Source organism: Burkholderia seminalis DSM 23518, from assembly GCF_902832885.1.
In the GTDB taxonomy this organism is placed as follows: Bacteria; Pseudomonadota; Gammaproteobacteria; order Burkholderiales; family Burkholderiaceae; genus Burkholderia; species Burkholderia seminalis.
Genome location: NZ_CADFDK010000016.1, coordinates 70,786 through 92,186, shown reverse-complemented (window position 1 = coordinate 92,186; position 21,401 = coordinate 70,786). Strand labels below are relative to the sequence as shown.

Below are 21,401 nucleotides of genomic sequence, written 5' to 3'. Positions count from 1 at the left end.
CGCGATCGGCGCCAGATCCGTCCGCGGCGCCGGGTACCTCCGCCATCCGCCGCGTTCGCGCAAGCGCCCCGCGCACGCTACATCGGCAGCGACGCGGCCGCGTGGCGCCGGCCGTCCCGCCACGCGACGAGCGGCCGCCACCACGCATGCACAACACGCGCGGCCGGTGCCGCGTGCGGCCCGAACGCGAACGTCGCGCCGCGTGGCCCCGCGCTGACCCATACGCGCACGCCGGGCTCGAACGTCAGCGAATCGCCGGCGCGCAGCCAGTGGTCGTCGAGCCGGCCCTCGACGGTCACCCACACGTCGCCGTCCGCCACCTGCAGTGCGGTGCGATCGACGATCCGCCACCGTGCGGCCGGCTCGTCGCCGTCGATCACGTAAAGTCGCAGTTCGCGCATGGCAGCCTCCTGGTCGCACGGTTTCGATGGCACCAGTATTTCGGACAGTGACAGCACGCGGACAGATACGGCTGCAGACACTTTTAGCTGAACTGTACTGGTCGAGCGACGAGGACGGCATCCGACCGCCGGATTTCGCGTCACGCCGGGTGCCGAACCTGCACGGCCCATCGGGTTTCCCTACAATGTCGGCTGTCCCGCGCCACCGCCCCGCTCCCATGTTCCAGCGCCCGCCTGCCGCCGCCCCCGGCGAAAAAAATCTCACCGTGATGCTCTGGCTCGTTGCGACGGGCTTCTTCATGCAGACCCTCGATTCGACGATCGTCAACACGGCGCTGCCGTCGATGGCCGCGAGCCTCGGGGAATCGCCGCTGCGGATGCAGTCGGTCGTGATCGCGTACTCGCTGACGATGGCGGTGATGATCCCCGTGTCGGGCTGGCTCGCCGATACCTTCGGCACGCGACGCGTGTTCTTCAGCGCGATCCTGGTGTTCTCGCTCGGTTCGCTGCTGTGCGCGAATGCGCATACGCTCTCGCAGCTCGTCGCGTTCCGCGTCGTGCAGGGAGTCGGCGGCGCGATGCTGTTGCCGGTCGGGCGGCTCGCGGTGCTGCGCACCTTTCCGGCCGAGCGTTATCTGCCCGCGCTGTCGTTCGTCGCGATCCCGGGCCTGATCGGCCCGCTGATCGGACCGACCCTCGGCGGCTGGCTCGTGAAGATCGCGTCGTGGCACTGGATCTTCCTGATCAACGTGCCGGTCGGCGTCGCGGGCTGCATCGCGACCTTCTACTCGATGCCCGATTCACGCAACCCGGCCGTCGGCCGCTTCGACCTGAAGGGCTATCTGCTGCTGACGATCGGCATGGTCGCGATCTCGCTGTCGCTCGACGGGCTCGCCGATCTCGGCATGCAGCACGCCGCCGTGCTGGTGCTGCTGATCCTGAGCCTCGCGTGCTTCGTCGCGTACGGGCTGTACGCGGTGCGTGCGCCGCAACCGATCTTCTCGCTCGACCTGTTCCGGATCCACACGTTCAGCGTCGGGCTGCTCGGCAACCTGTTCGCGCGGATCGGCAGCGGCGCGATGCCGTACCTGATCCCGCTGCTGCTGCAGGTGAGCCTCGGCTACTCGGCGTTCGAGGCGGGGCTGATGATGCTGCCGGTCGCGGCGGCCGGGATGTTCTCCAAGCGGATCATCACGCGGCTGATCACGCAGCACGGCTACCGCAAGGTGCTGCTCGCGAACACGATCATGGTCGGCGTGATGATGGCAAGCTTCGCGCTGATGCGCGACTCGGTGCCGGTGTGGGTGAAGGTCGTGCATCTCGCGCTGTTCGGCGGCTTCAACTCGATGCAGTTCACCGCGATGAACACGCTGACGCTGAAGGATCTCGGCACGGGCGGCGCGAGCAGCGGCAACAGCCTGTTCTCGCTCGTGCAGATGCTGTCGATGAGCCTCGGCGTGACGGTCGCCGGCGCGCTGCTCGCGACGTTCACGGGCATGCTGCGCACCGTGACGCCGAGCAATACGCTGCCGGCGTTCCACGCGACCTTCATCTGCGTCGGGATCATCACGGCCGCGTCGGCGTGGATCTTCGCGCAGCTCGCCCCCGAGATCCGCAGCACCGCGCGCAAGACCGACCCGTCCGAGCGCGCGTGACGCGCGGCGCGCGCCGTTTCGGGGGCCGCGCCGCCGCCGCGCGCACCAGGACGGTGCAGACCGCCCCCGGCAACGCACGCGCCGATGCGCCCCGTCCCGGCCGCGACGGGCGGCCGCACGCGGCGCGATGCCGTGCATGCTTCTTGCTGGCCTATTCTCTAGGTAAACTGGCAGTCTTCCATCGGCCGACATCATGAGCATGATCGAAATCGATCCCCCCGGCTTTCAGCCGCCCCGCCCCGTCGCCGGCGACGACGGGAACCGGCGCACCGTGCTGTACGGCGGATACACCGTGTTCAGCGTGTTCCAGCCCGTTTTCTCGGTGTCGCACCGCCGCGCGATCGGCTATCACGCGTCGCTGCGTGCGCACGACGAGGAAAGCCGCCAGGTGGCGTCGCACGAGGTTTTCACGCAGGCGGCGCGGCGCGGCGACCTCCTCGAACTCGGCCGGCTCGCCGAATCGTTGCATCTCGGTAACTTCCACGCGTTCGACAGTCACGACGAATGGCTCTTCCTGAGCCTGCATCCGGCCGCGCTGATGGACACCGTCTACGGCGACGCGCTGCTCGCGAACCTGAAGGCACTCGGGCTGCCGCCGCACCGCGTGGTGCTCGAGGTACCCGAGCAGGCCGGCGGCGAAACGCCGCGCTACGCGGCGATCGTCGACGGGCTGCGCAAGGCCGGCTTCCTGATCGCGCTGGGCGGGTTCGGCGCGAAGCATTCGAACATCGACCGCGTGTGGCACCTGCATCCCGACATCGTCACGCTCGACCGCGGCATCCTCGCGCAGGCGAGCGAGCACTCGCACCTCGAACGCGTGCTGCCGGGGCTCGTGTCGCTGCTGCACGAATCCGGCCAGCTCGTGCTGATGGGCGGCCTGTCGACCGAACGCGACGCGCTGATCGCACTCGAATGCGACGTCGATTTCGTGCAGGGCCAGTATTTCGCGGGGCCGAGCGTCGACCCCGTGCAGCCGCAGGCCGCCGCGGGCTGCATGGATACGCTGTCGGCCGCACTGCGGCTGCGCGTCGCGCAACGCGAACGCACGCAGGCGGAACGGCTCGCGCCGTACGTCGCCGCGCTCGAGGAAGCGAGCCAGAAGCTCGGCGCGGACGCGCCGCTCACCGACGCGGCCGCCGCCGTGCTCGGGCTGCCGGAAACCGCGCGCTGCTTCCTGCTCGATGCATCGGGGCGCCAGATCGGCGACAACGTGCTCGCGCGCGGCAGCGTGTCGCAACGCGCGAAGCGCTTCCGTCCGCTGCTGCATTCCGAAGGGGCCAGCTGGGAGCGCCGCCCGTACTTCATCGACGCGATGCGGGCGCCGGGCCGCGTGCACCTGACGGCGCCCTACCTGTCGATCAACGAGGCGCACCTGTGCGTGACCGCGTCGATCGCCGCGCCCGCGGCGACCGGCATGCAGGTGCTCTGCGTCGACATCAACTGGGAAGCGGCGCTCAACCGCGAGTAAGCGCGACGGCGCGCCGCCGTCACGCGGCGCCGCCCGCCTTGCGCACGATCAGCCGGTGTACGCGCTTGCCGGACGACGCGCCGACGACCTCGTGCTCGTCGATCACCTGCACGTCGGCGCCGAGTGCCGCATGCATCCGCGCCGAATCCAGTGCCGTATAGAGTCGGCCGCGCTCGTCGCGCGACGTGCCGTGTCCCGCCACCCGCCAGCTCAGGTACAACGTGCCGCCCGGCATCAGCAGATCGGCCAGCCGCGCGGCCGCCGCTGCCGCATCGGCCTGTTCGAGGTGCATGACGACCGTCTCGCACAGGACGTTGCGAAACGCGCCGGACGGCACACCGGCCAGCGCCGGCAGCGCGGCAAGCTCGAAGCGCAGGTCCGGATGGTGCCGGCGCGCCTCGTCGAGCAGCGCGGCGCTCGCGTCGTAGCCGCGGACGTCGAAACCGCACGACGCGAGCCAGGCCGTGTCGCGGCCGGCGCCGCAGCCAACGTCCGCGGTCGGCCCCGGCGAGAAATATTGCTCGAGCAGCGCGTACATGTCGTCGGGCGCGGCCTGGTCGAGCCAGTCCTGCGCATATCGCGCGGCATGGGCGTCGTACGCGTCGAGCGTCGGGCGATCCACCATGGTGAGTGCTCCGCAAGGGCGTCGTATGACGCACCCCGCATCTTAGCCGTTGCGCGTGGCCTGCGGCGCCGCGCGCGACCCGGCCTACGCGGCCCGCACGTCGCCCGCGCGTGGCGCCCGCGCGATCAGTTCGGCCCACAGCGCGTCGCCGCGCCACGCCGGGCGCACGACCGCGCCTTCCGCGTCGTGGACGAGCGCGCACAGGCGCGCATTGACGGGCGCCTGCGCGCCGAAGCGCGCGGCCAGCCGCACGATCTCGCCGTTGATCCACTCGACCTCCGTCGCACGGCGCGCCGCAAGATCGTCGGACATCGACGAGCGCGCAAGCGGGTCGATCGCCAGCATCCGGCCGCCGAGCACACGGAAAGCCGCGTCGGGCAGATCGAGCATGGCAGGGACCCAGCCGGCCGGCAGCGGCGTGAGCCGCGCCGGCCGGATCGCGGCGCGTGCCAGCCAGTGCAGCGCCTCGCGCTGGGCCAGCGCGACGCAGCGACGGTACGCGCGTTGCGCAAGCTCGTCGCGCAGCGACAGGTTCGCGAGCGCATTGACCGCATTGTTCAGGTTGAGCAGCAGCTTCGCCCACTGCACGGCTCGCATGTCGCGATGCAGCGAGAGTGGCAGCCCGGCACGCGCGAATGCGCCGACGAACGGCTGCAGCGCGGACGACGCGTCGGCCGCGAGCGCGCCGGCCGAACCCTGGTGAAACGCACCGGGCCCGCGCTCGATCACATTGAACGGCACCATGCCGGCCAGCACGGTCGCTTGCGGCAGCGCGTCGCGCAACGTGTCGGCATGGTGCAGGCCGTTCTGGAAGCTGATCACGACCGTGCCGGGCCGCAGCACGCCGGCCAGTTGCCCGGCTGCCTCCCGCGTGGCGGCCGACTTCACCGCGACCAGCACGAGCCGTGCGTCGGCCGCGGCGGCCGGATCGGTCGCGAACGCGACATCGGCCGCCGCGAGCGTCGCGCGATAGCCCCGCCGGTCGGTCAGCGTGAGCCCGTGCCGGTGAATCGCATCGCCGATCCGCGCGCGGCCGACGAGCGTCACGTGCGCGCCGCCCGCCGCGAGCCGGCCGCCGAGATAACAGCCGACGGCACCTGCGCCGAACACGCAGACCGGCGCATCAGACATGCGAGTGCGCGCCGCCGTGCACGGGGCCCGCGCGCCGCTCGACTTCGCGGCGCACCTCGGCGCGCAGCCCCGCGAAGAACGCGACTTCGGCGACGACGAACAGCGGCCCGACCATCAGGCCGACGAGGTCGTCGACGAACGCGGGCTTGCGCCCTTCGAACCAGTGCCCGACGAATTGCACGATCCAGCCGACGACGAACGCGCCGATGCCGATCGCGAGCCATTGCGCGGTCGGCAGCAACGCGAGCGACTGCGCGGCCCACAGGCCGAGCGCGAACAGCGCGGTCATCATGATCCCGAACCGCAGGTCGAGGCGCAGGTAGAACACGACGAACGCGACCGCGAGCAGCAGCGCCGGCGACAGCGCGACGCCGGCCAGCATCCCGACCGCCGGCCGCGACAGCAGCACCTCGACCGCGAACACGATCATCGGGATGCCGACCAGATGCGTCGCGATGTTGCGCGCGTCGCGATGGTAGGCCGCATACTGCGAAAGATGGTCTTCGAGCGTCTTCATCGCGTCTCCTGGTCGGTTATTGAGCGCTATGATGCGCGTCACGCCCGACAACCTCTGTCAGCTACCCGACATCGCGTGCCCATGCCAGCTCTGCTCGCCCCATACCTGCCGCAGATCGAAGCGAACCCGTGGTTCGCCGCGCTGCCGCCCGCGTTGCGCGCGGACCTGCTCGCCGGCGCGGCGCTGCGCCGCCTGCCGGCCGGCCACGCGCTGTTCCGGCGCGGCGACCCGCCGTGCGGGCTGTACGCGGTCCTGGCCGGTTCACTCACGATAGGTGCGGTCGACCCGCAGGGCAAGGAAGCGCTGCTGACGGTGGCCGAGCCCGTCACGTGGTTCGGCGAAATCGCACTGTTCGACGGCCAGCCGCGCACGCACGACGCCATCGCGCTCGACGACGCGCTGCTGCTGCACGTCCCGCAGGCCGCGCTGCTCGCGATCCTCGATGCGACGCCGCAATACTGGCGGCAGTTCGCGCTGCTGATGGCGCAGAAGCTGCGCCTGAGCTTCCTGACCGTCGAGGCGATGAGCGTGATGCCGGCCGCGCAGCGGCTCGCCGCGCGCCTGCTGATGATCGCCGAAGGCTACGGCGGCATCAGCGCCGGGCGCACGCGCGTGCGGCTGTCGCAGGAAACGCTCGCGTCGATGCTGTCGCTGACGCGGCAGACCACCAACCAGTTGCTGAAGGCGCTGCAGGCCGACGGCGTCGTGCGGCTGCATGTCGGCGAGATCGAGCTGGTCGACATCGACGCGCTGCGCCGCGCGAGCGGGCTGGGCGACGGCACGCGCTGAGCAGCGCGTACCGCGCTGTCGCACGCCGCCCCGCCGCCGCCGCGTTGCGCTATCGTGTCGGCTCGTCCGATCTCCCCGCGCCCCATCTTGAATCCATCGACCGCCGCCGCCCCGCACCGTCATCCGTGGCCCGTCTTCGTCGCGTTCCTGCGGCTCGGCCTCACGTCGTTCGGCGGCCCGGTCGCGCATCTCGGCTACTTCCGCGCCGAATTCGTCACGCGGCGCGGCTGGCTCAGCGAACGCACATATGCGGATCTCGTCGGGCTGTGCCAGTTCCTGCCGGGGCCCGCGAGCAGCCAGGTCGGGATGGCGATCGGCCTCGCGCGCGCCGGCTATGCGGGCATGTTCGCCGCGTGGCTCGGCTTCACGTTGCCGTCGGCGCTGCTGATGATGCTGTTCGCGCTCGGCGTTCACGCGACGGGCGCACCGATCGAAGCCGGCGCGCTGCACGGGCTGCGCATCGTGTCGGTCGCGGTGATCGCGCAAGCCGTCTGGGGGATGGCGCGCACGCTGTGCCCCGATGCGCGCCGCGTCACGCTGATGGCCGCGGCCGCGTGCGTCGCACTGCTCGCGCCGGCCGCGTGGACGCAAATCGCGGTGATCGCCGCGGCCGGTGCCGCCGGCCTCGCACTGTTGCCGCAACCGGCACGCGACGCGCACGAACCGTTGCCGCTTCACGTGTCGCACCGCGCGGGCATGCTGTGGCTCGCGCTGTTCGCGGCGCTGCTCGTCGCGCTGCCGTTCGCGGCCCGCGCGCTCCACTCCGATACGCTCGCCGTCGTCGATGCGTTCTTCCGCACCGGCGCCCTCGTGTTCGGCGGCGGGCACGTGGTGTTGCCGCTGCTGCAGGCGGCCGTGGTCGCGCCCGGCTGGGTCGGCGATTCGACGTTCCTTGCCGGGTACGGCGTCGCGCAGGCCGTGCCGGGACCGCTGTTCACGTTCTCGGCGTTCCTCGGCGCCTCGCTGCGCGACGCGCCGAACGGCTGGCTCGGCGGCACGCTCGCGCTGGTCTCGATCTTCGCGCCGTCGTTCCTGCTGATTGCCGGCACCGCACCGTTCTGGGAGCGCCTGCGCCGCAGCACGCGCATGCAGGCCGCGCTCGCGGGCGTGAACGCGGCCGTCGTCGGGCTGCTGCTCGCCGCGCTCTATCACCCGGTCTGGACCGACACGATCGTCGCACCGCGCGACCTGGCCGCCGCGCTCGTCGCCTACGTCGCGCTGGTGTTCTGGCGCGTGCCGCCATGGGCCGTCGTGCTTGCGAGCGCGGCACTCGGCTGGGCGCTCGGGCTGGCCGCCTGATCCGGCACGCGCGCCGCCTGCCCGCGCGACAAAAAACAAAAAAGCCCTCGAAACGAGGGCTTTTTCGGGGTGCTGCGCGCCGTGGCGGCACGCCGGCGCCGGTGTCCCGTGACAATAAAGTCTGGAATGTTTCGCAATTAAGTTTGGAACGCACCAACCTCGCGCATGCGCGGTTGGAACAGGAAATCATCGGCTCCTTATATCAAATTTCGCATGAAATTCTATTCAATCATAAAAAATTGCGTATGTTTCCTATGTCATCTGCGTTTTCAGCCCGACATGAAATCTCATTGAAAGCATATTTCCTAGCTTTTTTGTTCATCTGTGCAATCGCAGTGGGCGGGTAAAGACGATCACACCGCCAGCGTTAATTGCGGAAGACTCTGGGTTGTCGACGACTTCCACCGCCGCCGTACAAGAACCCCGCCGTCGAGGCACGAACAGCGGCCATCAAGGTCGTGCGCGCGGTGTCCCGATTGCCCCACCTAAAGAGCATCCCCCTCATAGATCGGGCCGTGGAAATTGAACATACCGACCCGGTGCGGTGATAGTCAGGCTCTGCGTCGCTCGGGAGATTGCGACGTAGAAGAGCTTCGCCTGCGCGTACTCCTCGTTGCCGAAGTGCGAGGCGTCGGGAATCAGCACGTGATCGAACTCCAGGCCCTTGAGCAGCAGGGGCGTCGAGATCGTCCGTCGCTGCAGAGAGCGGCCCGCAGCACTCACACGCAGTCGGATCTTCAGCACGGCTTCGGCGAGGTTAGCCGCCCGATCGGCAGCCAGTTCGCCCAGTGCACGCTCGGCGTCGCGCCATAGTTCCCCCCGGAATAACCGCCAGCGCGGGTGACGCCGCGCGAGCCGCATGAACTCGCGAGCCGCTTCGGCACAGTCAGCGCCTCCCAGTTGTCGCGCGGCAGTCTTCATTTCGTCGATGACCTGCGTTTGGTCGGGCGACAACTCCTCGTTGGGTTGCTTCTCGCGCTTATGGAAGCAATCTTTGCTCAGGGCCAAGACGGTGTCCAGACGCTGCTGTGCGTCTGCGCTGCCATCCCAGTCGGAAGCGAATCTCGTCAGCCGCCTAGCAGCAACCTCCTCGATGGACTGGTACATGCCTCGCGTTGCGCGGGCCAGGTTGTCACACATGCCCCGGCGGCAATGGATCGCAGCGGATGTTCCCTCGCGATCCCCGATACCTTCGAAAAACGCGCCCATGTCGAAGGCTTCGTCGGTGTACCGAAACGTGACCGGACCGGAGTCCAGATCGATGCGCTCGCCGCGGATGAGGCGCTGGCGCGTCTCGGCGATCCAAGCACCAAGGGCCGGGTTTTTCTTCTGCCAGCGGCGCGGCTCTTCCAATTCGAGCGCGAGCGGGAAGATCGGATAAACATCGCGCTGCCAGCGCAGCCTGGCGTTCGCGAATTCGAAGATGCCCTGCATCGGATCGCCGAATACGATCGTAGGAACAATCTCGGAGAGCGCGATGGCAAGCGCATGCTGGCCGGGATCGCAGTCCTGATACTCGTCAATCAGGATACGGTCATACGAGGATCGCACCACGTCGCGGACCGCCGAGATCTTCAGCACGTTGAGGGCGTTCTGCCGAAGCGCGCTCCATTCGGCCCCGGTGGGCATGCCCGCTGGCGGGTGGCCGCGCTTGGGGAAGGCGCGCACATAGCGCATGCACCATCCATCGATGGTGTCCACGTTCGCCGCACCTGCAGGTATGCCGAGACGCTTCAGCCTGCTGCGCAACGCGTTTACGCCTGCATGTGTATGTGTGAGGATAAGCGTCCGGATACCTAGCGCCGCCGTCTTCGCGATGGCTTCGGTCTTTCCGTGGCCCGCCGGTGCGATTAGAGAGCCGACGGGAAGCTCGGCCAAGATGCGGGCCTCAGGCATAGAGCCAAGCCTCCAGCGCTCGTACGCACCTCGAGAAAGCCGATGCGGGCGCTTGCTCGACAATCTCCCATGCGATGGGCGCGATGGCGCGCCCCGAATGCAGTTCCTTGAACCAGTTTTTCTTTGATGCAATTTCCGCCAGAGTCGCGCGAAGGGCAGCCCCGTCTGCGGTAACAAACAGTTGCCACGTGTCGAAGGCAAGGCTCGTCGTCTCAGGCGTCAGCTCGGCGTCCCTGGCCTTCAGGGTCGCAGCGACCGATTCTTCGGTCTTCTCGGCGCGAGCGTAGTCTAGCAGCGCCTGCACCTGCGCATCGCTCGCTGCTGTGAACAGCGACGTCTCCGTATCCATCGCGCCGTCGTACTGGAAGACTACGACGCCGGCGGCTACGATGTCGCGCGTCTCGTCCGGTGTCATCGGACGGTCGGAGTCCCGATACAAGGCGACGGGGTAGCCGAGCGCCGCAAGCGCTATTGCCAGTTGCGGGGCTTGCGCTCCTTCGCCATCTGCAAAAGCGACGCCGCGCTGTTCGACGGGGACACCCCTATTGCGTGAGCACAAGGGATCGCGAAAGCCAAGCAACAGACCCACCTCTGTCACGCCCTCGCAGATGACGATGCGGCGCGCGAACAGAGCCCGCGGCGTTTTCTTCATCAACTTCGCAAAGGATGAGAGCATCGAAGGTGCGTGGAATTCGACGCACTTGCTGGCCCTGTCGCGATGCCCGACATAGAGGCTGCGCGCCTCGATCTCGCCGATAGCGACATCGGAATGCGTGGTCATGAGAAGCTGTCCCACCGCCCTCTTCTCCGTCGCGGCGGCCGCCTGTGCCTCCTTGAGGCGTGCAATCGCGCCGATCACACGGTGCGGTTCAAGGCCATGTTCGATTTCGTCGATAAGGACGATGGCACCTTCCGTGATGGCGGAACGCTGAATTGCCAGCGTCGCCAGCCGCCGAGTTCCTAGGCCCGCGAGCCGCAAAGGGACGCTGCCGTCATGGAGTGCGATCGAACTGGTGGAGAACCCACCTCGCAGCAGCTCTAGGCCGGGGCCGTACTCATCCTGCACGTAAGCGCCGAGGGAGGAGGCCTGCGCCTGCGCCACTTTCGCGGCATCCGCAAGTGCCGTCACCTTGTCGAGCTTCGCGCTGCTGCGCGCCGTGCGGTAGGCATCGGCGAGGTTGCGAGCGGCGTCGTCGGCATCACCCGTCAGCTTGGCAAGCACCGAGCCTTGGCCCCAAGTCAGGTGTCGGGCGTCGTCACCTGCCAGCCGCACCAGGCCGAACAACGCTCGGTCCCTGTTCGAGAGTGTGCGCGGGTGGGTGGCAGAGTCGCGGACTAGCTCCCATATTGGTTCCATCGTGGCGTCGACAGTTAGTCGCACGGTGAGCACCGGTTCATCGCCGTCTTCCGGCTCGTCGTTCAGCGTCCCAGTTACCGACCAGCCGCCGATGTACAGGCCAAAGCGCTCGTCTGACTTCAGTGCCTTCGACAATTCTCCGACCGTGACCTCGACGCAGATTGGCGTCGCCGTATCTCCATCGAGGAAATCAACTTCGCTGAAGGTGAGCCAGCGTGAGGACAGGGCTGCCTCGATGGCGTCGAGGACCGTGGATTTACCGGTATCGCCCACGCCGATGAGACAGCAGAGCGGAGACTGCGGTTTCCAGTCGAGTGCACCGATCCCACGAAAGTTGCTGATCTTCAGTTGTCTTACCTGCATCCCATACTCCGTCCTGTCCGCCATGCACGCCATGCCCGCGATGTTTCCTTCTTCTGTTGGCAGAACGAAGCCGCCGCGGGAATCCTGCTCGGTGCACCCACTCACGCTAGGTAATGGCAACTGCGACCGTCGATGGCGGCGTGACGGCGGTCCCTCCGTCGGGGGTGCCGCTCTTCTGTTGCACCAGCGCCTGATAGCCCGTCAGGTAGTACTTGTTTGGCTCATTCACAGTCGAGACGTGGCTGTGGTCGCGGTTGATTCCGACCAGCAGCCCGGTGCCGATCAGCAGACTGATCGCCTTGCGGATGTCCCGCTCGGAGATGCCAGTCCGCTCGGAGATGGTTTCGTACGATGCCATCGAAAAATAGGCGTGGTTGCTACGAACCGCCGCGAAGTAGAGGTAAAGCTTCATAGCGTGCAGTTCGTGCTTCGAGCGCATTGTGAAATGCGCGAACGGCTTGATCACATTGCCCGCCACGATCGCATGGCAGGGCAACTTGAAGAAGCGGTGCTCCTCCGGCCAATTGATCTTATAGCGGCGCTTCTGATGCGAACCCTCAGGCGCAATCAGACCGAGCGCCACCAGGCGTTGCAGTCCTGCCGAGATCAGCGCACGCGATAAGCCGGTCGCCTCGCCAAGATCAACGTACGTCCCTTCGGCGACTGCCACGTACCGCCCTTGCTCGTCGAGCCATGCCGTCGCCATGAAGTTGAGCGCAACAAACAACATCAGCGCCGACGTTTCAGCTGCAGGCCTCGCATTGTCAGCAGTGCTCCATTTCATCTCAGGCAGAGCCGCGAGCACAGGTGCGGAGGGCAGTCGATGCCATTGCGAGGATCGGATCACTTCTGGCCCCCCTTCTTCGACGCGAGGTAAAGCGCGTACCCGGCGACCCCAAGCGCCATGACGGGCACCAGCGCGGTGAGCAACTGGACCAGCGACGGCGCGTTTGCCGACAACCAATCCAAGCAGAAAAGCAGCAACTCCTTGTTCATCTGGTCCTTCCTTTCGGACGTTGAGCTGATGAACCGGAATTTATCGACTTTAGGAAAGTGTATCTAGATATAGGTGCAGGATCTACAAGCCAGAATATCTTGAAAAGCTTTATGCAGCAATAACTTATGCTCGTCGCGCGCCGTTCATGCGATGCTTAGCTTAGTTCACGGGAGGGGCTATCCTGCGCCTCCGTGAACTGAAGTCACCTTCGGGAAGCGAATGCGACCGTCTATACAGAGTACCGGGGGTTTTGTTCGAATTTTGCACGGCCTGGCGGCCTCGCCCCTTTGCGCTGCGTACTAAGGGACAGTAACGAAAACGGCCTTGCGCCAACGCGACTGTCTCGCTGGACAGCGGCCTCAAGACGCCGTGAGTTCGACCAACACCATGCACCATCTGACGAACTCTCCGCCGCGCCCGCCACCTGTTCGTGGAAAAGAATGGCGGTAACCTTTCAGCCGACTTTGGGTAGACGTCGCCAGTGGCGTCTTCCGGCAACCATCCCGGCGTCCCGCCCCAGACGCTTCGCGATTCCGAATCGACGGTCCCGTTCAGAGCGCAATCGCAATGACCGCAGAATTCGTCTGCTGGCGCTCGCAAGCATCGTGGGACGGACAGCCGCCAGTCTAAGACTGGTCGCCGGCACCATCGCTCTGAACGACCGTTGATGGCCGTCACCGCCCTCCCGGCGTCTCGGTCAACGCCACAGTGCCAGCCCGGCGTTCGAGCAGCGAAGATATCGAGCGGGTTTCTTCTTGCCGATACAATCTCTCAACGTTCTAGACAAGCGGCTCATGCGCCGTCTATATAAATGGCATCAAAAAGCACAAACCTGCACGAATGGATCAACTCGATCGTCGCTTCGCTCGCGTTAATTGTCGGTAGCGCATCCGCGTTCTTTTCGTGGCAGGCTAACGAAGCAAAGCGCGAAGCACTCACCATGACAGCCATCCCAACCGGTGAGTGTGCCGTGCAATATAGCGGCGGCCCCAAAATGGGGATAATCGGTCTGTGCTGGAAAGTCACGATTGCCAATCAGAGCGAGGACCGTCTCTCTATTGTGAACCAGGACTTATCTAACATTGTGCACGGTAAGCGCACCTTCGTTGGCGGTAAGTTTGATAACCTTGAAACCGTAGACGGCCAACACATCTCCCTGCCGATCATGCTTGACGGGGGTGAGGCACGAACTGTCATCGTGCGCGCCCCAACAATGATTAGCGAAAAGGTTGCCCCTTTGGTCTGGAAGCTACTGACTGCACAGGGCGGGGAACAAAAGCCCAAAACCTTAAAGGTCAGTGAACTCCTTCAGGAATTGCGCCAAGAGCGAACCGACCTAATGGGCAACGACCTTGAACCAATTGCGAACGGTGTCGATGCCTGGGCCTACCGAAACCCGATTAGCTACGCAGACACCTTATTCAAGGTCGTGACCGCGCGCGGAACTGTCTCCACGGTGGAAATGACGGAACCTGAGCGTCCACTGGGCGAGCCGCGCCAGTAATCTCTCGCGACTTATCGATAGCGACGCTGAGTTGCCCGGCCGCGTCACAGATGACATACACATGGTAGAGATCAGGCAACTCTGATAGCAAGACAGGCTCATCGCTCCAGTGAGCGTCATGAAAACTGTCGGTGATGGGGTAGCCAAATCTGTAATTGCGAGAAATATCGAAGCATGCTCCGCGGTCCGCGGCTAGTCGCATGTATCCACCATAGTCTACTCAGATCTTGCCATCTCGTGCTCACTGAGTTGTAACTGCTACAACCTGCTCAGTACTATTGTGGTCAGGTACTATCGGTCAACGTCACAGTTAGCACATGAGATCCGCACTCAAAAGCCCAATGGGGCGACGTCCATTCAGCTCTACTTCTCACTCCTGTCAAGAAACGGACGCACGGGCTAATGCCACCAGCACCAACTGACCAATCGGATTCACACCACCGTCATTGCCAGTTATCGCCCGCTCTACGAACGCGGGTGTAATCTCAGCCCCAACCACGTTCGAAAGTTGACGCAGTGACGTGCACTCCCAATCTCGCAGCAGCGACCGAATTATGCGTTCCGGATAACGTTTTCGCTCCGTCGCAAATGCTCGACGGTACAACGCCATCCGCCGGGTAGGCGATATCGCCCGGCGGTTACTCGAAAAGAGCTCAGAAGTTAAGTCCAAGTGACGTAGATAACCGCGCGTCAGGATGGTAGATCGTGAATCGAACTGGCCATTACCGCAGTGCGGGCAACTCGGTTGAGGGAGATGCCAGTCACTGTTAGATCCCTGACTTCGGCCGCAAGCGTTACAGGCTCCCAGGAGAGGAAGGCCGTGGATTGGACAATGATGTATCCCCGGAACCTGGTGGATCGTATGCCAATACGCCAGGCCGTATCTGCACACATCCACTTCCATGCACGCCGTACAACGATACATGTTGTACTTGGCCAAGTTTCTCTGAGAAGAAGTCGGGATGAAACTCCTCGTATTACGTCCTTGAAACCGCTTCGGCCGTATCGTCATTCGCCACTCGTGCGCTTGGCGCATCGACATCGCCGATGAGTAGAAGCCGAACAACGTTCCACGCTCGAGCAACGAGTTGCTCTCTGGGATACATCTTTTTGCTTGCGCTCGGTAAAGGCACTGCGCGAAGGGTGCCGCAGGAAACGGAGTCGCGCAGCCGAACAGCTGGAAGCTCGTTACGGATTTTGACGTATTGCCCGACAGAGCATGCGTAACAGCAACAAGCGAAAAGAAGGTCACGCCATCCGGGATGGTCGGCACAAACAGCGGTCGGTCACTTTGAGGAATCATCAGCAGCCCTCCAGGTATCACGCAGCACCTTGAGTCGTCTCAAAACGTCGACGACGAGCCGGCGCTCGTGATCGCTTCCGTTCATTAAATTCCGAAGTATCCCTTGCGCTTCGGCCTCCAAACCCACCTCTCCCGCGCCAAGCATCGACTGAATCTCGTGCCGCGCGAACGAGCACAGTACGGCGACGTTTTCAGAGGTTCGCTTGTTGTGACCACGCAATATCCGACTGATTTGAGACTGGTTGACGCCGGTCTTCTGGGCAACATCCGCTTGCGTCAATCGGCGATCCGCTACGGCAGTACGTAACCATGTAAGTAACTGTTCAGTTTCGGAGTCCATTGAACGACTATGCGCTTTTGCATATTTTTATGCAAGCTCCTAGCGTTGCTTGTTGCGGCAGATAGCGCGAGCATCTGAGTTCAACGCAGGAGTGCGTTATGCGCCTCTATCAAGATTCTGGTCATGTCCTAAATCTGCCGCTTCTCCAATATGACGAGACGTTGTTCAGCTTGCTCTCGCGCACAATGCTGCTGACTTCTCAAGCAACGTCAACGGATCTGAGTCGCTTACTACTTGGCAACAGAAGAGCGGCACTGATCTTCGATTACCCTCACGGACTGTCCACCCTGGCAAGGCTGATGCCACCGCCTCTATCGAGCCCCGTGGACATCGCGATCGCTGCAACTTGCTTGCCCTTTTTTGTTCGATTTCGCGAACCGAAATTCGCACAAAGCGCTGTCGAACAGATTTGCAGCGGAACGGTTGCGTCGCTGAAGCGGCGATTGGGATTGCAGGCGTGCGCGGTTGGGGCGAGCCTTCCGATCAAGGCCTGCCCAGAATGCATGGAGGAAGATGTTGGATCAGCAGGCGCCGCATATTGGCACCGGACACCGCAACTTCCAGGAGTTGCTGTTTGCCCGGCACATCGAGTCGGGTTGATAACTGCGAAGTCGATGCGACAAGGTAAGCAAACAACGCTTTTTCTACCGAGTGATTTGACGTGGACGCGCTCTGCCGACACCCAGAACAAATCCAGCAGCAGCACACTGCAGTTTGCGAAGCTAGCCGCTGCCGCGCTTCAATGCCGGCTTCCCGGGCAGTTCGACCAGCATGTTCTGTATCACACGTACCGGCATGCTCTCAAAGAGAGGCAGTTGCTCTCAAGATCCGGACGACTGCGGCTCGCCGAACTCGAATCGAAGCTAAGACTACATGTGAGTTCGCTACCTCGTGGTGTCCAACTCTGTCGCCCCGAACTATCACGAGAAATAGTCTCGCTTGTCGACATACTGCGCTCAAAGCGAGAAACGTCTAACACATTGCCAAACCTCGTTCTCATTGGAATGCTGTTTGGCACGTGGGAGCATTTCATATCGGTATATGAGTGGGAGAGCACCATGTCCCCAACACAACAATGCGAGACACAACCTCCGTCAGCCACCTATCGTCCGTCATCGATACAAAGGCGGCTAGTATCGCCATCGGAAAGACACCGTCGCCGGCAAGAAGCCGTCACATCCGTGCTCCGCTACCTCACTGAACATCCCGGCGCATCACGATCGCAGATAGCTCGAGATGTTGGCGGACCATGGCGGTGGCTATATCGCCACGATCCGGATTGGCTCGAAAAGAATTGTCGTAAACCGCTACCACCCAATCGTCGCTACGACACGTGGGTCAATTGGCCTCAACGTGACGCGCGGTTGCATGCACTAGCAATGGAACAGCGCGATCGCATCAGCCTTTCCGCAGGTCGACGCATCACTGTGAGCACGGTTCTCCGCGAGCTGGGCCCACTTCCTTTTGCTGTCCAGCTAGCCAAAATGCCACGCACCGCAGCACTTCTCAACGATATCGTCGAAGAAATGCGCAGACAACGTATGTAGCTCTGCTTGGTTTGCAATCTCATATCTGGCTTCCCGGGAAACCAAAAACCTACGGACCCTTCCGCTTCTTCAGTTCATGGAAATTCCCAAGCAGCACATTCTGGCGTCCATCCGCTCGTACATCCTCCGGAGACAGAGATGCTCGCAACTCCTCCGCTTTTTGCTTGCGGCGCTCAGCCGATGTCTTCTTTCCTTGAAATGTCGCTGCTGCGGCCACAAACCGAGGTGCCTTGGCAGATGATCTCGCGCGCCCACCTTTGCTTGCGATATCTGCGCCTTGTGTCAGCGCCATCTTGGCAGAAGCAGCAGCGCTCAAAGACGAAGAACCGCCTTTTACTGGCCTCATCGGATCAAGTTCGGATTCCCACATTGATGCAAACGACAATGCTGGCACATCAAGGAACCTGCTCAACGCATTGACGTCTCGCTCAACAAGCCCGCGAATGAGGGCATGCGACGAGCGCATCACTGGACTTCTAAACGCTGCCACCACCTCATCATTGCTCAGGTGGTCCTTTCCAGATCTCAATGCCAGCAGTTGTGCCTGGATCAAGAGCTTCGCAAGGAAGTCGCAAATGCCGCCGGTAAAGCTAAACAACAACTCGGCGGCGTCGACAAGCTGCGGCGGCTTCGGAAGAATATTGAATCTCAGCATGCCCGGGACGATGAACTCAACCCACTCAACATCATTCGACGAGGGCGCGGGCCACAGCTCAAATGCACCGCCGGAGCTCATACGCCGCACATCTTGTGAGAAGTCTTCGAATCCTTCGAACCCAATCGGGTTTCCAATGAGAACGATTGGGATACCAAGATTGCAGAGGCGAAGGAAGAACAGCAACATGAGATTGCGAGACGCGTCACTTTGGAAATTGCGCAGCTGAATTTCCTCAACTATCAGGACACCACAGAACGAATTGAAGAGCAGCTGAGCAACAACGACCATGTGCGTTTCTACAGACCATTTCTTCGCCGAGTATTGCCTGAAGTAGTCGGTTCCCAACGCAGCGTCCACAGCGGCATATATCTGCATCAGGAAGCCATGCCGGCTTCCGTCCGATGTCATGTCTACTTTGATCCAGACCAACTGCAGTTGCGACGCCCAGCCACACTGCTGATTCTGACCGTGCTGGACGACCTGTGGGAGGAGGCTGAGCACCCGGTTAACGATCGTCGACTTTCCGAGTCCCGTCATACCTTTGATAGTAAGACCGCGCGCATTTCTTACGTTCCCCAGTTGCAGCGAAAGACCTTTGAGCGGATCCATTTTGGCCACCTGCATTCGCTCGCTCAGGAAGGACTTCGTCGCAGGATTTCGATCCTCATAACCTGCCCAGATTGCCGAAAATATGGCATCTGCAATATCCACTGCTGCCGGTGTAGGTACGAAATGTGTAGTGATCTTGGACGCATATGGTTCTCGATCGGCAAGAGGCAAATCCCGCATCCTTACCGACAAGAGAGGCTCGTGGTTCAGGAGCATCGGAAGATCTTCGTAGCGTACTGGAAGCGGTAGTACCTCCAACAGCGGGTTCACAGGTACGGCACCTTCCGACGATGACGCGGCATGAACTCGAGTCATGATTCTTCTCGCATTCTGTTGAATCGCCTCATCACCTCCAAGGCCGGTGACGTCTGTGTCGATGCGGTATTGGGCCCATTCGCACTTGTCGTCGGCGGCACCGTGTCTTCTCGGACGCTGTCCGTTCGAGAAAGTGGTTCAGCAACGCTCGCCAGAATACTCTTTTCGAACTTTCGATTCTGTCTGATGTTCGACTTCAAAGACCTCTCAGAAAATCGCTTCCGACTGCGCTCGATAAGCTCCTTCTTCTCTTCCTTTGCATTGCTCACGTCAGCAAAAAGTTCTGCATCGAGGGTTACGTCCTGCTGCTCGCACATCCCTCTGCTTCGATGCCGCTCAAGTAGATCGTGATCTTGTACGGCAAGATGGTCTTGCAATGTCCACTCCGTCACTGCAAGGCGATCGTGATCGTCAACGTTGGTGAGTTCGTGCACCCCGTCGTGGACTATCCAAATCTTGCGAAGATCGTTGGGATCTGCGCGAACCTCAAGCCGCACGTGATTCCTGCGCGCCTCCTCCATCAACCCTCGCTCCAGAAGAATTTTTCCGACGAAGCGGGCTTTTCTCACGACTTCAGCTTTTCGTCCGCGATCAGGTCGTAGAAGGTACACACCTGATCCGGTCAATACGGCCGGCAACTTTGGATACAGATGCGATCTCACCAAGTCTGCCGATGGGGGGCCTCCCGCCGTGTACCCGTTCTCAATGCACCATCTGTAAATTGAGATCCGCGTAGGAACGACGTTATCTCGGCGCATTTCGGTGGTCAGTAGATTTTCGCAGCGCTCTTCGTTATTGTGATGAAGAATCCGCTTGACTAAATTCCTCACGTACTCGAAGTACGTCAGACATGCGGATAGCACCGGCGATTTTTGCCCGCGCTCGGTACGCTTACCGCGAGTCGTGCCCGGGATCTTATGATCTAACGCGGAATGAAGGACATGATGATATGTCTCGACCGGAGACTTCAGATCGGCGCGCCCCACCGGCGTAAACTCCAAGGTGCTGCCAAAATTCGCGACGCGTTGTATGGATTCTTGTGCTCGAAATTCGCCGTTATCGCAGATGTATCGTTGGAACGCTATTGCAGGCCAATCCTCGAAGGAAGCGACAAGCCCAAAGCGCGAGCAAAAGTCCATCTTGTCGAGAGCTGCATGAGCGATCGCTTGCATAGCCGTCTCCGCAGACGGCGCATCGAACCCACAGTAGAATCCGGCGATGATTCCGGTGTATGCGTCGCGAATCATGATCCGATTCGCTGTGCCCACAACGAGTAGGGGGCTCGCTGAAGACACAAGATAAACGTCGTTCGTTGTCGCATCGCAGTACGCCACCTGCCCGACACATTGAATTCCGTCTCGCGCTGTCCCCGGCAGCGCTCTTAGATTCCGGTCAAACTCACCTCCCATCAGTTGCAACCGAGAGGCTGCTCTCGACCGCAGACCGCCCATCCCCCAGTATCTAAACTGGCGCAGCGTCGGCCTGTTCTCGGGGAGTCTCAGCATCGGTATCAATGCATCCCCCCGTTTCTCGGTCTCGGCACGATAAAAGGCCTCCATCGTTCTAAGATAGGCCGCATGAACCGATACTCCCGGGCGTAGAAATGTCTCCCACCCAAACTGCAACTGCTCACGATCAACGTCGCTCAACAAGTACCCGGGTGACGCCGATGGATCGCTTCGAATCGCGACGTTCGGACGGCCCAACTTCCTAGCCTGCGAACGGATCTTTCCTTTTCCCCCACAGTTGCTGAGACTCCCCAACAAGGCATTGCGATTACTAGCACCCGCCCAGTATCGATGCAGAATCGCAAGAATGATCTTGTTCTTGACGCCCAACTCGGATGCGCGCTCACCAACTGCCGTTCGCAACATGCCAAGTTCCAGCAAATCGTGGAGGCAGTACCGAGAGACGATTGGCTCGATCACGTGCCACGCTCTATCGCGGCGACTGAGTTGAGCACACTTTTCGCTTCCAGCGCTTCGGCCGTACCTTGCCTCGATCTGCTCGTCCGAGAGCAACCAAGTGGTAGGAGCGATGTATGTTTCAATTTCCACACGTCCGTCGTCAATCGACAGCTCGATCTGCCCTAGCGAAAACATCTTGGGGCCGCGATGATAGGTGATCTTGCGGTTGTCCTCGCGAGCAGTTTGAATCGCCCAGACACGATTACATGGGACATTGAGAAGAAGTGCTCGATACGTTCCGCACGATGTGGACGGCGCGTCGTTGAAGCGAAAAATACTGTTCTCGAGAATTCTGCTCACTTTCCACCTCCCTCGAAAAGCGAATCCCGCAGACGCGCGTGTATGGCTCGCCCCCCACGAACCATCAAGCTCGACGTTGCAATCGGCTCACTTAGGTCGATATCGATATCGAGCTGCCACGCGAGCAACCTGAACGCCGGCCACGCCAAGCATTTCGAAAATCCCGTGTTTGCCGTAGCTATCCGGACGGCCTCTCTTAGTGGTCTCCGAAGCATCCCTCTGATCAAGGCATCTCGAAATTCGTCGAAGCGCGGCGCCGAGCAAATTCGGTCTCGGCAAGCGAGCCCGGTTCCACATACTTCGAGATTTGCAAACAACTGCCGCGGCAGGGCGAGATCGTGCGCGATGTGATATCGAGCA

Annotated in this window: 18 protein-coding genes; 7 read left to right on the top strand and 11 right to left on the bottom strand. The window is 62.4% G+C overall.

All coding sequences use genetic code 11. From position 1 onward, the window contains the following. Positions 1–77: 77 nt before the first annotated feature. Positions 78–401 (bottom strand): DUF2917 domain-containing protein, encoded by a 324-nt coding sequence (locus HWX00_RS31810; RefSeq protein WP_034191131.1) that lies wholly within the window; start codon positions 399–401, stop codon positions 78–80. A gap of 218 nt (positions 402–619) precedes the next feature. Here HWX00_RS31810 and mdtD point away from each other — a divergent pair, with 218 nt between their 5' ends. Together mdtD and HWX00_RS31800 are read left to right on the top strand one after the other, a co-directional pair. Further along, positions 620–2,056: a multidrug transporter subunit MdtD gene (gene mdtD / locus HWX00_RS31805; RefSeq protein WP_034191132.1), complete on the top strand. Its 1,437-nt coding sequence runs from the start codon at positions 620–622 to the stop codon at positions 2,054–2,056. Between the two features lie 193 nt (positions 2,057–2,249). After that, positions 2,250–3,524: an EAL domain-containing protein gene (locus HWX00_RS31800; RefSeq protein ID WP_034191133.1), complete on the top strand. Its 1,275-nt coding sequence runs from the start codon at positions 2,250–2,252 to the stop codon at positions 3,522–3,524. A 19-nt stretch (positions 3,525–3,543) separates the two neighbouring features. Here the strand turns inward: HWX00_RS31800 and HWX00_RS31795 are convergent, their stop codons facing one another. The 3 genes from HWX00_RS31795 to HWX00_RS31785 form a co-directional block, all read right to left on the bottom strand. Continuing rightward, complete coding sequence (locus HWX00_RS31795) at positions 3,544–4,149, bottom strand: class I SAM-dependent methyltransferase (RefSeq protein ID WP_059560288.1); 606 nt, start codon at positions 4,147–4,149, stop codon at positions 3,544–3,546. 84 nt (positions 4,150–4,233) lie between these two features. Next, a complete protein-coding gene (locus HWX00_RS31790) occupies positions 4,234–5,280 on the bottom strand; it encodes a 2-dehydropantoate 2-reductase (RefSeq protein ID WP_124670940.1) in 1,047 nt (348 codons plus the stop codon). Beyond that, the gene (locus HWX00_RS31785) at positions 5,273–5,797 is read right to left on the bottom strand and encodes an Mpo1 family 2-hydroxy fatty acid dioxygenase (RefSeq protein WP_124670941.1); all 525 of its coding nucleotides are present in this window, start codon (positions 5,795–5,797) and stop codon (positions 5,273–5,275) included. Before HWX00_RS31785 ends, HWX00_RS31790 begins: the two co-directional genes overlap by 8 nt. A gap of 81 nt (positions 5,798–5,878) precedes the next feature. Here HWX00_RS31785 and HWX00_RS31780 point away from each other — a divergent pair, with 81 nt between their 5' ends. The 3 genes from HWX00_RS31780 (at position 5,879) to HWX00_RS31770 (ending at position 8,232) form a co-directional block, all read left to right on the top strand. Then, the gene (locus tag HWX00_RS31780) at positions 5,879–6,586 is read left to right on the top strand and encodes a Crp/Fnr family transcriptional regulator (protein ID WP_175028262.1); all 708 of its coding nucleotides are present in this window, start codon (positions 5,879–5,881) and stop codon (positions 6,584–6,586) included. A gap of 87 nt (positions 6,587–6,673) precedes the next feature. After that, the gene (gene chrA, locus HWX00_RS31775; RefSeq protein ID WP_175028263.1) at positions 6,674–7,885 is read left to right on the top strand and encodes a chromate efflux transporter; all 1,212 of its coding nucleotides are present in this window, start codon (positions 6,674–6,676) and stop codon (positions 7,883–7,885) included. Further along, positions 7,828–8,232, top strand: a complete 405-nt coding sequence (locus HWX00_RS31770; protein WP_175868171.1) for a hypothetical protein — start codon at positions 7,828–7,830, stop codon at positions 8,230–8,232. Before chrA ends, HWX00_RS31770 begins: the two co-directional genes overlap by 58 nt. A 154-nt stretch (positions 8,233–8,386) precedes the next feature. Here the strand turns inward: HWX00_RS31770 and HWX00_RS31765 are convergent, their stop codons facing one another. The 4 genes from HWX00_RS31765 to HWX00_RS31750 all read right to left on the bottom strand — a co-directional run bounded on the left by HWX00_RS31765 (position 8,387) and on the right by HWX00_RS31750 (position 12,497). Further along, entirely contained in the window at positions 8,387–9,586 is a 1,200-nt protein-coding gene (locus HWX00_RS31765; RefSeq protein ID WP_376698810.1) for a UvrD-helicase domain-containing protein, read from the bottom strand. A 187-nt stretch (positions 9,587–9,773) separates the two neighbouring features. Further along, the gene (locus tag HWX00_RS31760) at positions 9,774–11,501 is read right to left on the bottom strand and encodes an ATP-dependent nuclease (RefSeq protein ID WP_124609903.1); all 1,728 of its coding nucleotides are present in this window, start codon (positions 11,499–11,501) and stop codon (positions 9,774–9,776) included. A 106-nt stretch (positions 11,502–11,607) separates the two neighbouring features. Next, the gene (locus HWX00_RS31755) at positions 11,608–12,285 is read right to left on the bottom strand and encodes a helix-turn-helix domain-containing protein (RefSeq protein WP_124609902.1); all 678 of its coding nucleotides are present in this window, start codon (positions 12,283–12,285) and stop codon (positions 11,608–11,610) included. Positions 12,286–12,344: 59 nt separating this feature from the next. Continuing rightward, positions 12,345–12,497, bottom strand: a complete 153-nt coding sequence (locus HWX00_RS31750) for a hypothetical protein (protein WP_175028264.1) — start codon at positions 12,495–12,497, stop codon at positions 12,345–12,347. 812 nt (positions 12,498–13,309) lie between these two features. On the opposite strand from HWX00_RS31750, the gene HWX00_RS31745 reads away from it, so the two are divergent. Beyond that, entirely contained in the window at positions 13,310–14,002 is a 693-nt protein-coding gene (locus HWX00_RS31745; protein ID WP_124609901.1) for a hypothetical protein, read from the top strand. A 1,286-nt stretch (positions 14,003–15,288) separates the two neighbouring features. Here the strand turns inward: HWX00_RS31745 and HWX00_RS31740 are convergent. Further along, entirely contained in the window at positions 15,289–15,645 is a 357-nt protein-coding gene (locus HWX00_RS31740) for a helix-turn-helix domain-containing protein (RefSeq protein WP_124609900.1), read from the bottom strand. 98 nt (positions 15,646–15,743) lie between these two features. Here HWX00_RS31740 and HWX00_RS37465 point away from each other — a divergent pair, with 98 nt between their 5' ends. Further along, positions 15,744–17,192: a TnsD family Tn7-like transposition protein gene (locus HWX00_RS37465; RefSeq protein ID WP_124609899.1), complete on the top strand. Its 1,449-nt coding sequence runs from the start codon at positions 15,744–15,746 to the stop codon at positions 17,190–17,192. Between the two features lie 49 nt (positions 17,193–17,241). On the opposite strand, the gene HWX00_RS31730 is transcribed toward HWX00_RS37465, so the two are convergent. Both HWX00_RS31730 and HWX00_RS31725 read right to left on the bottom strand, forming a co-directional pair. Next, entirely contained in the window at positions 17,242–18,774 is a 1,533-nt protein-coding gene (locus HWX00_RS31730; protein ID WP_124609898.1) for an ATP-binding protein, read from the bottom strand. After that, a complete protein-coding gene (locus tag HWX00_RS31725) occupies positions 18,771–21,041 on the bottom strand; it encodes a hypothetical protein (RefSeq protein WP_124609897.1) in 2,271 nt (756 codons plus the stop codon). Before HWX00_RS31725 ends, HWX00_RS31730 begins: the two co-directional genes overlap by 4 nt. Between the last annotated feature and the right edge of the window lie 360 nt (positions 21,042–21,401).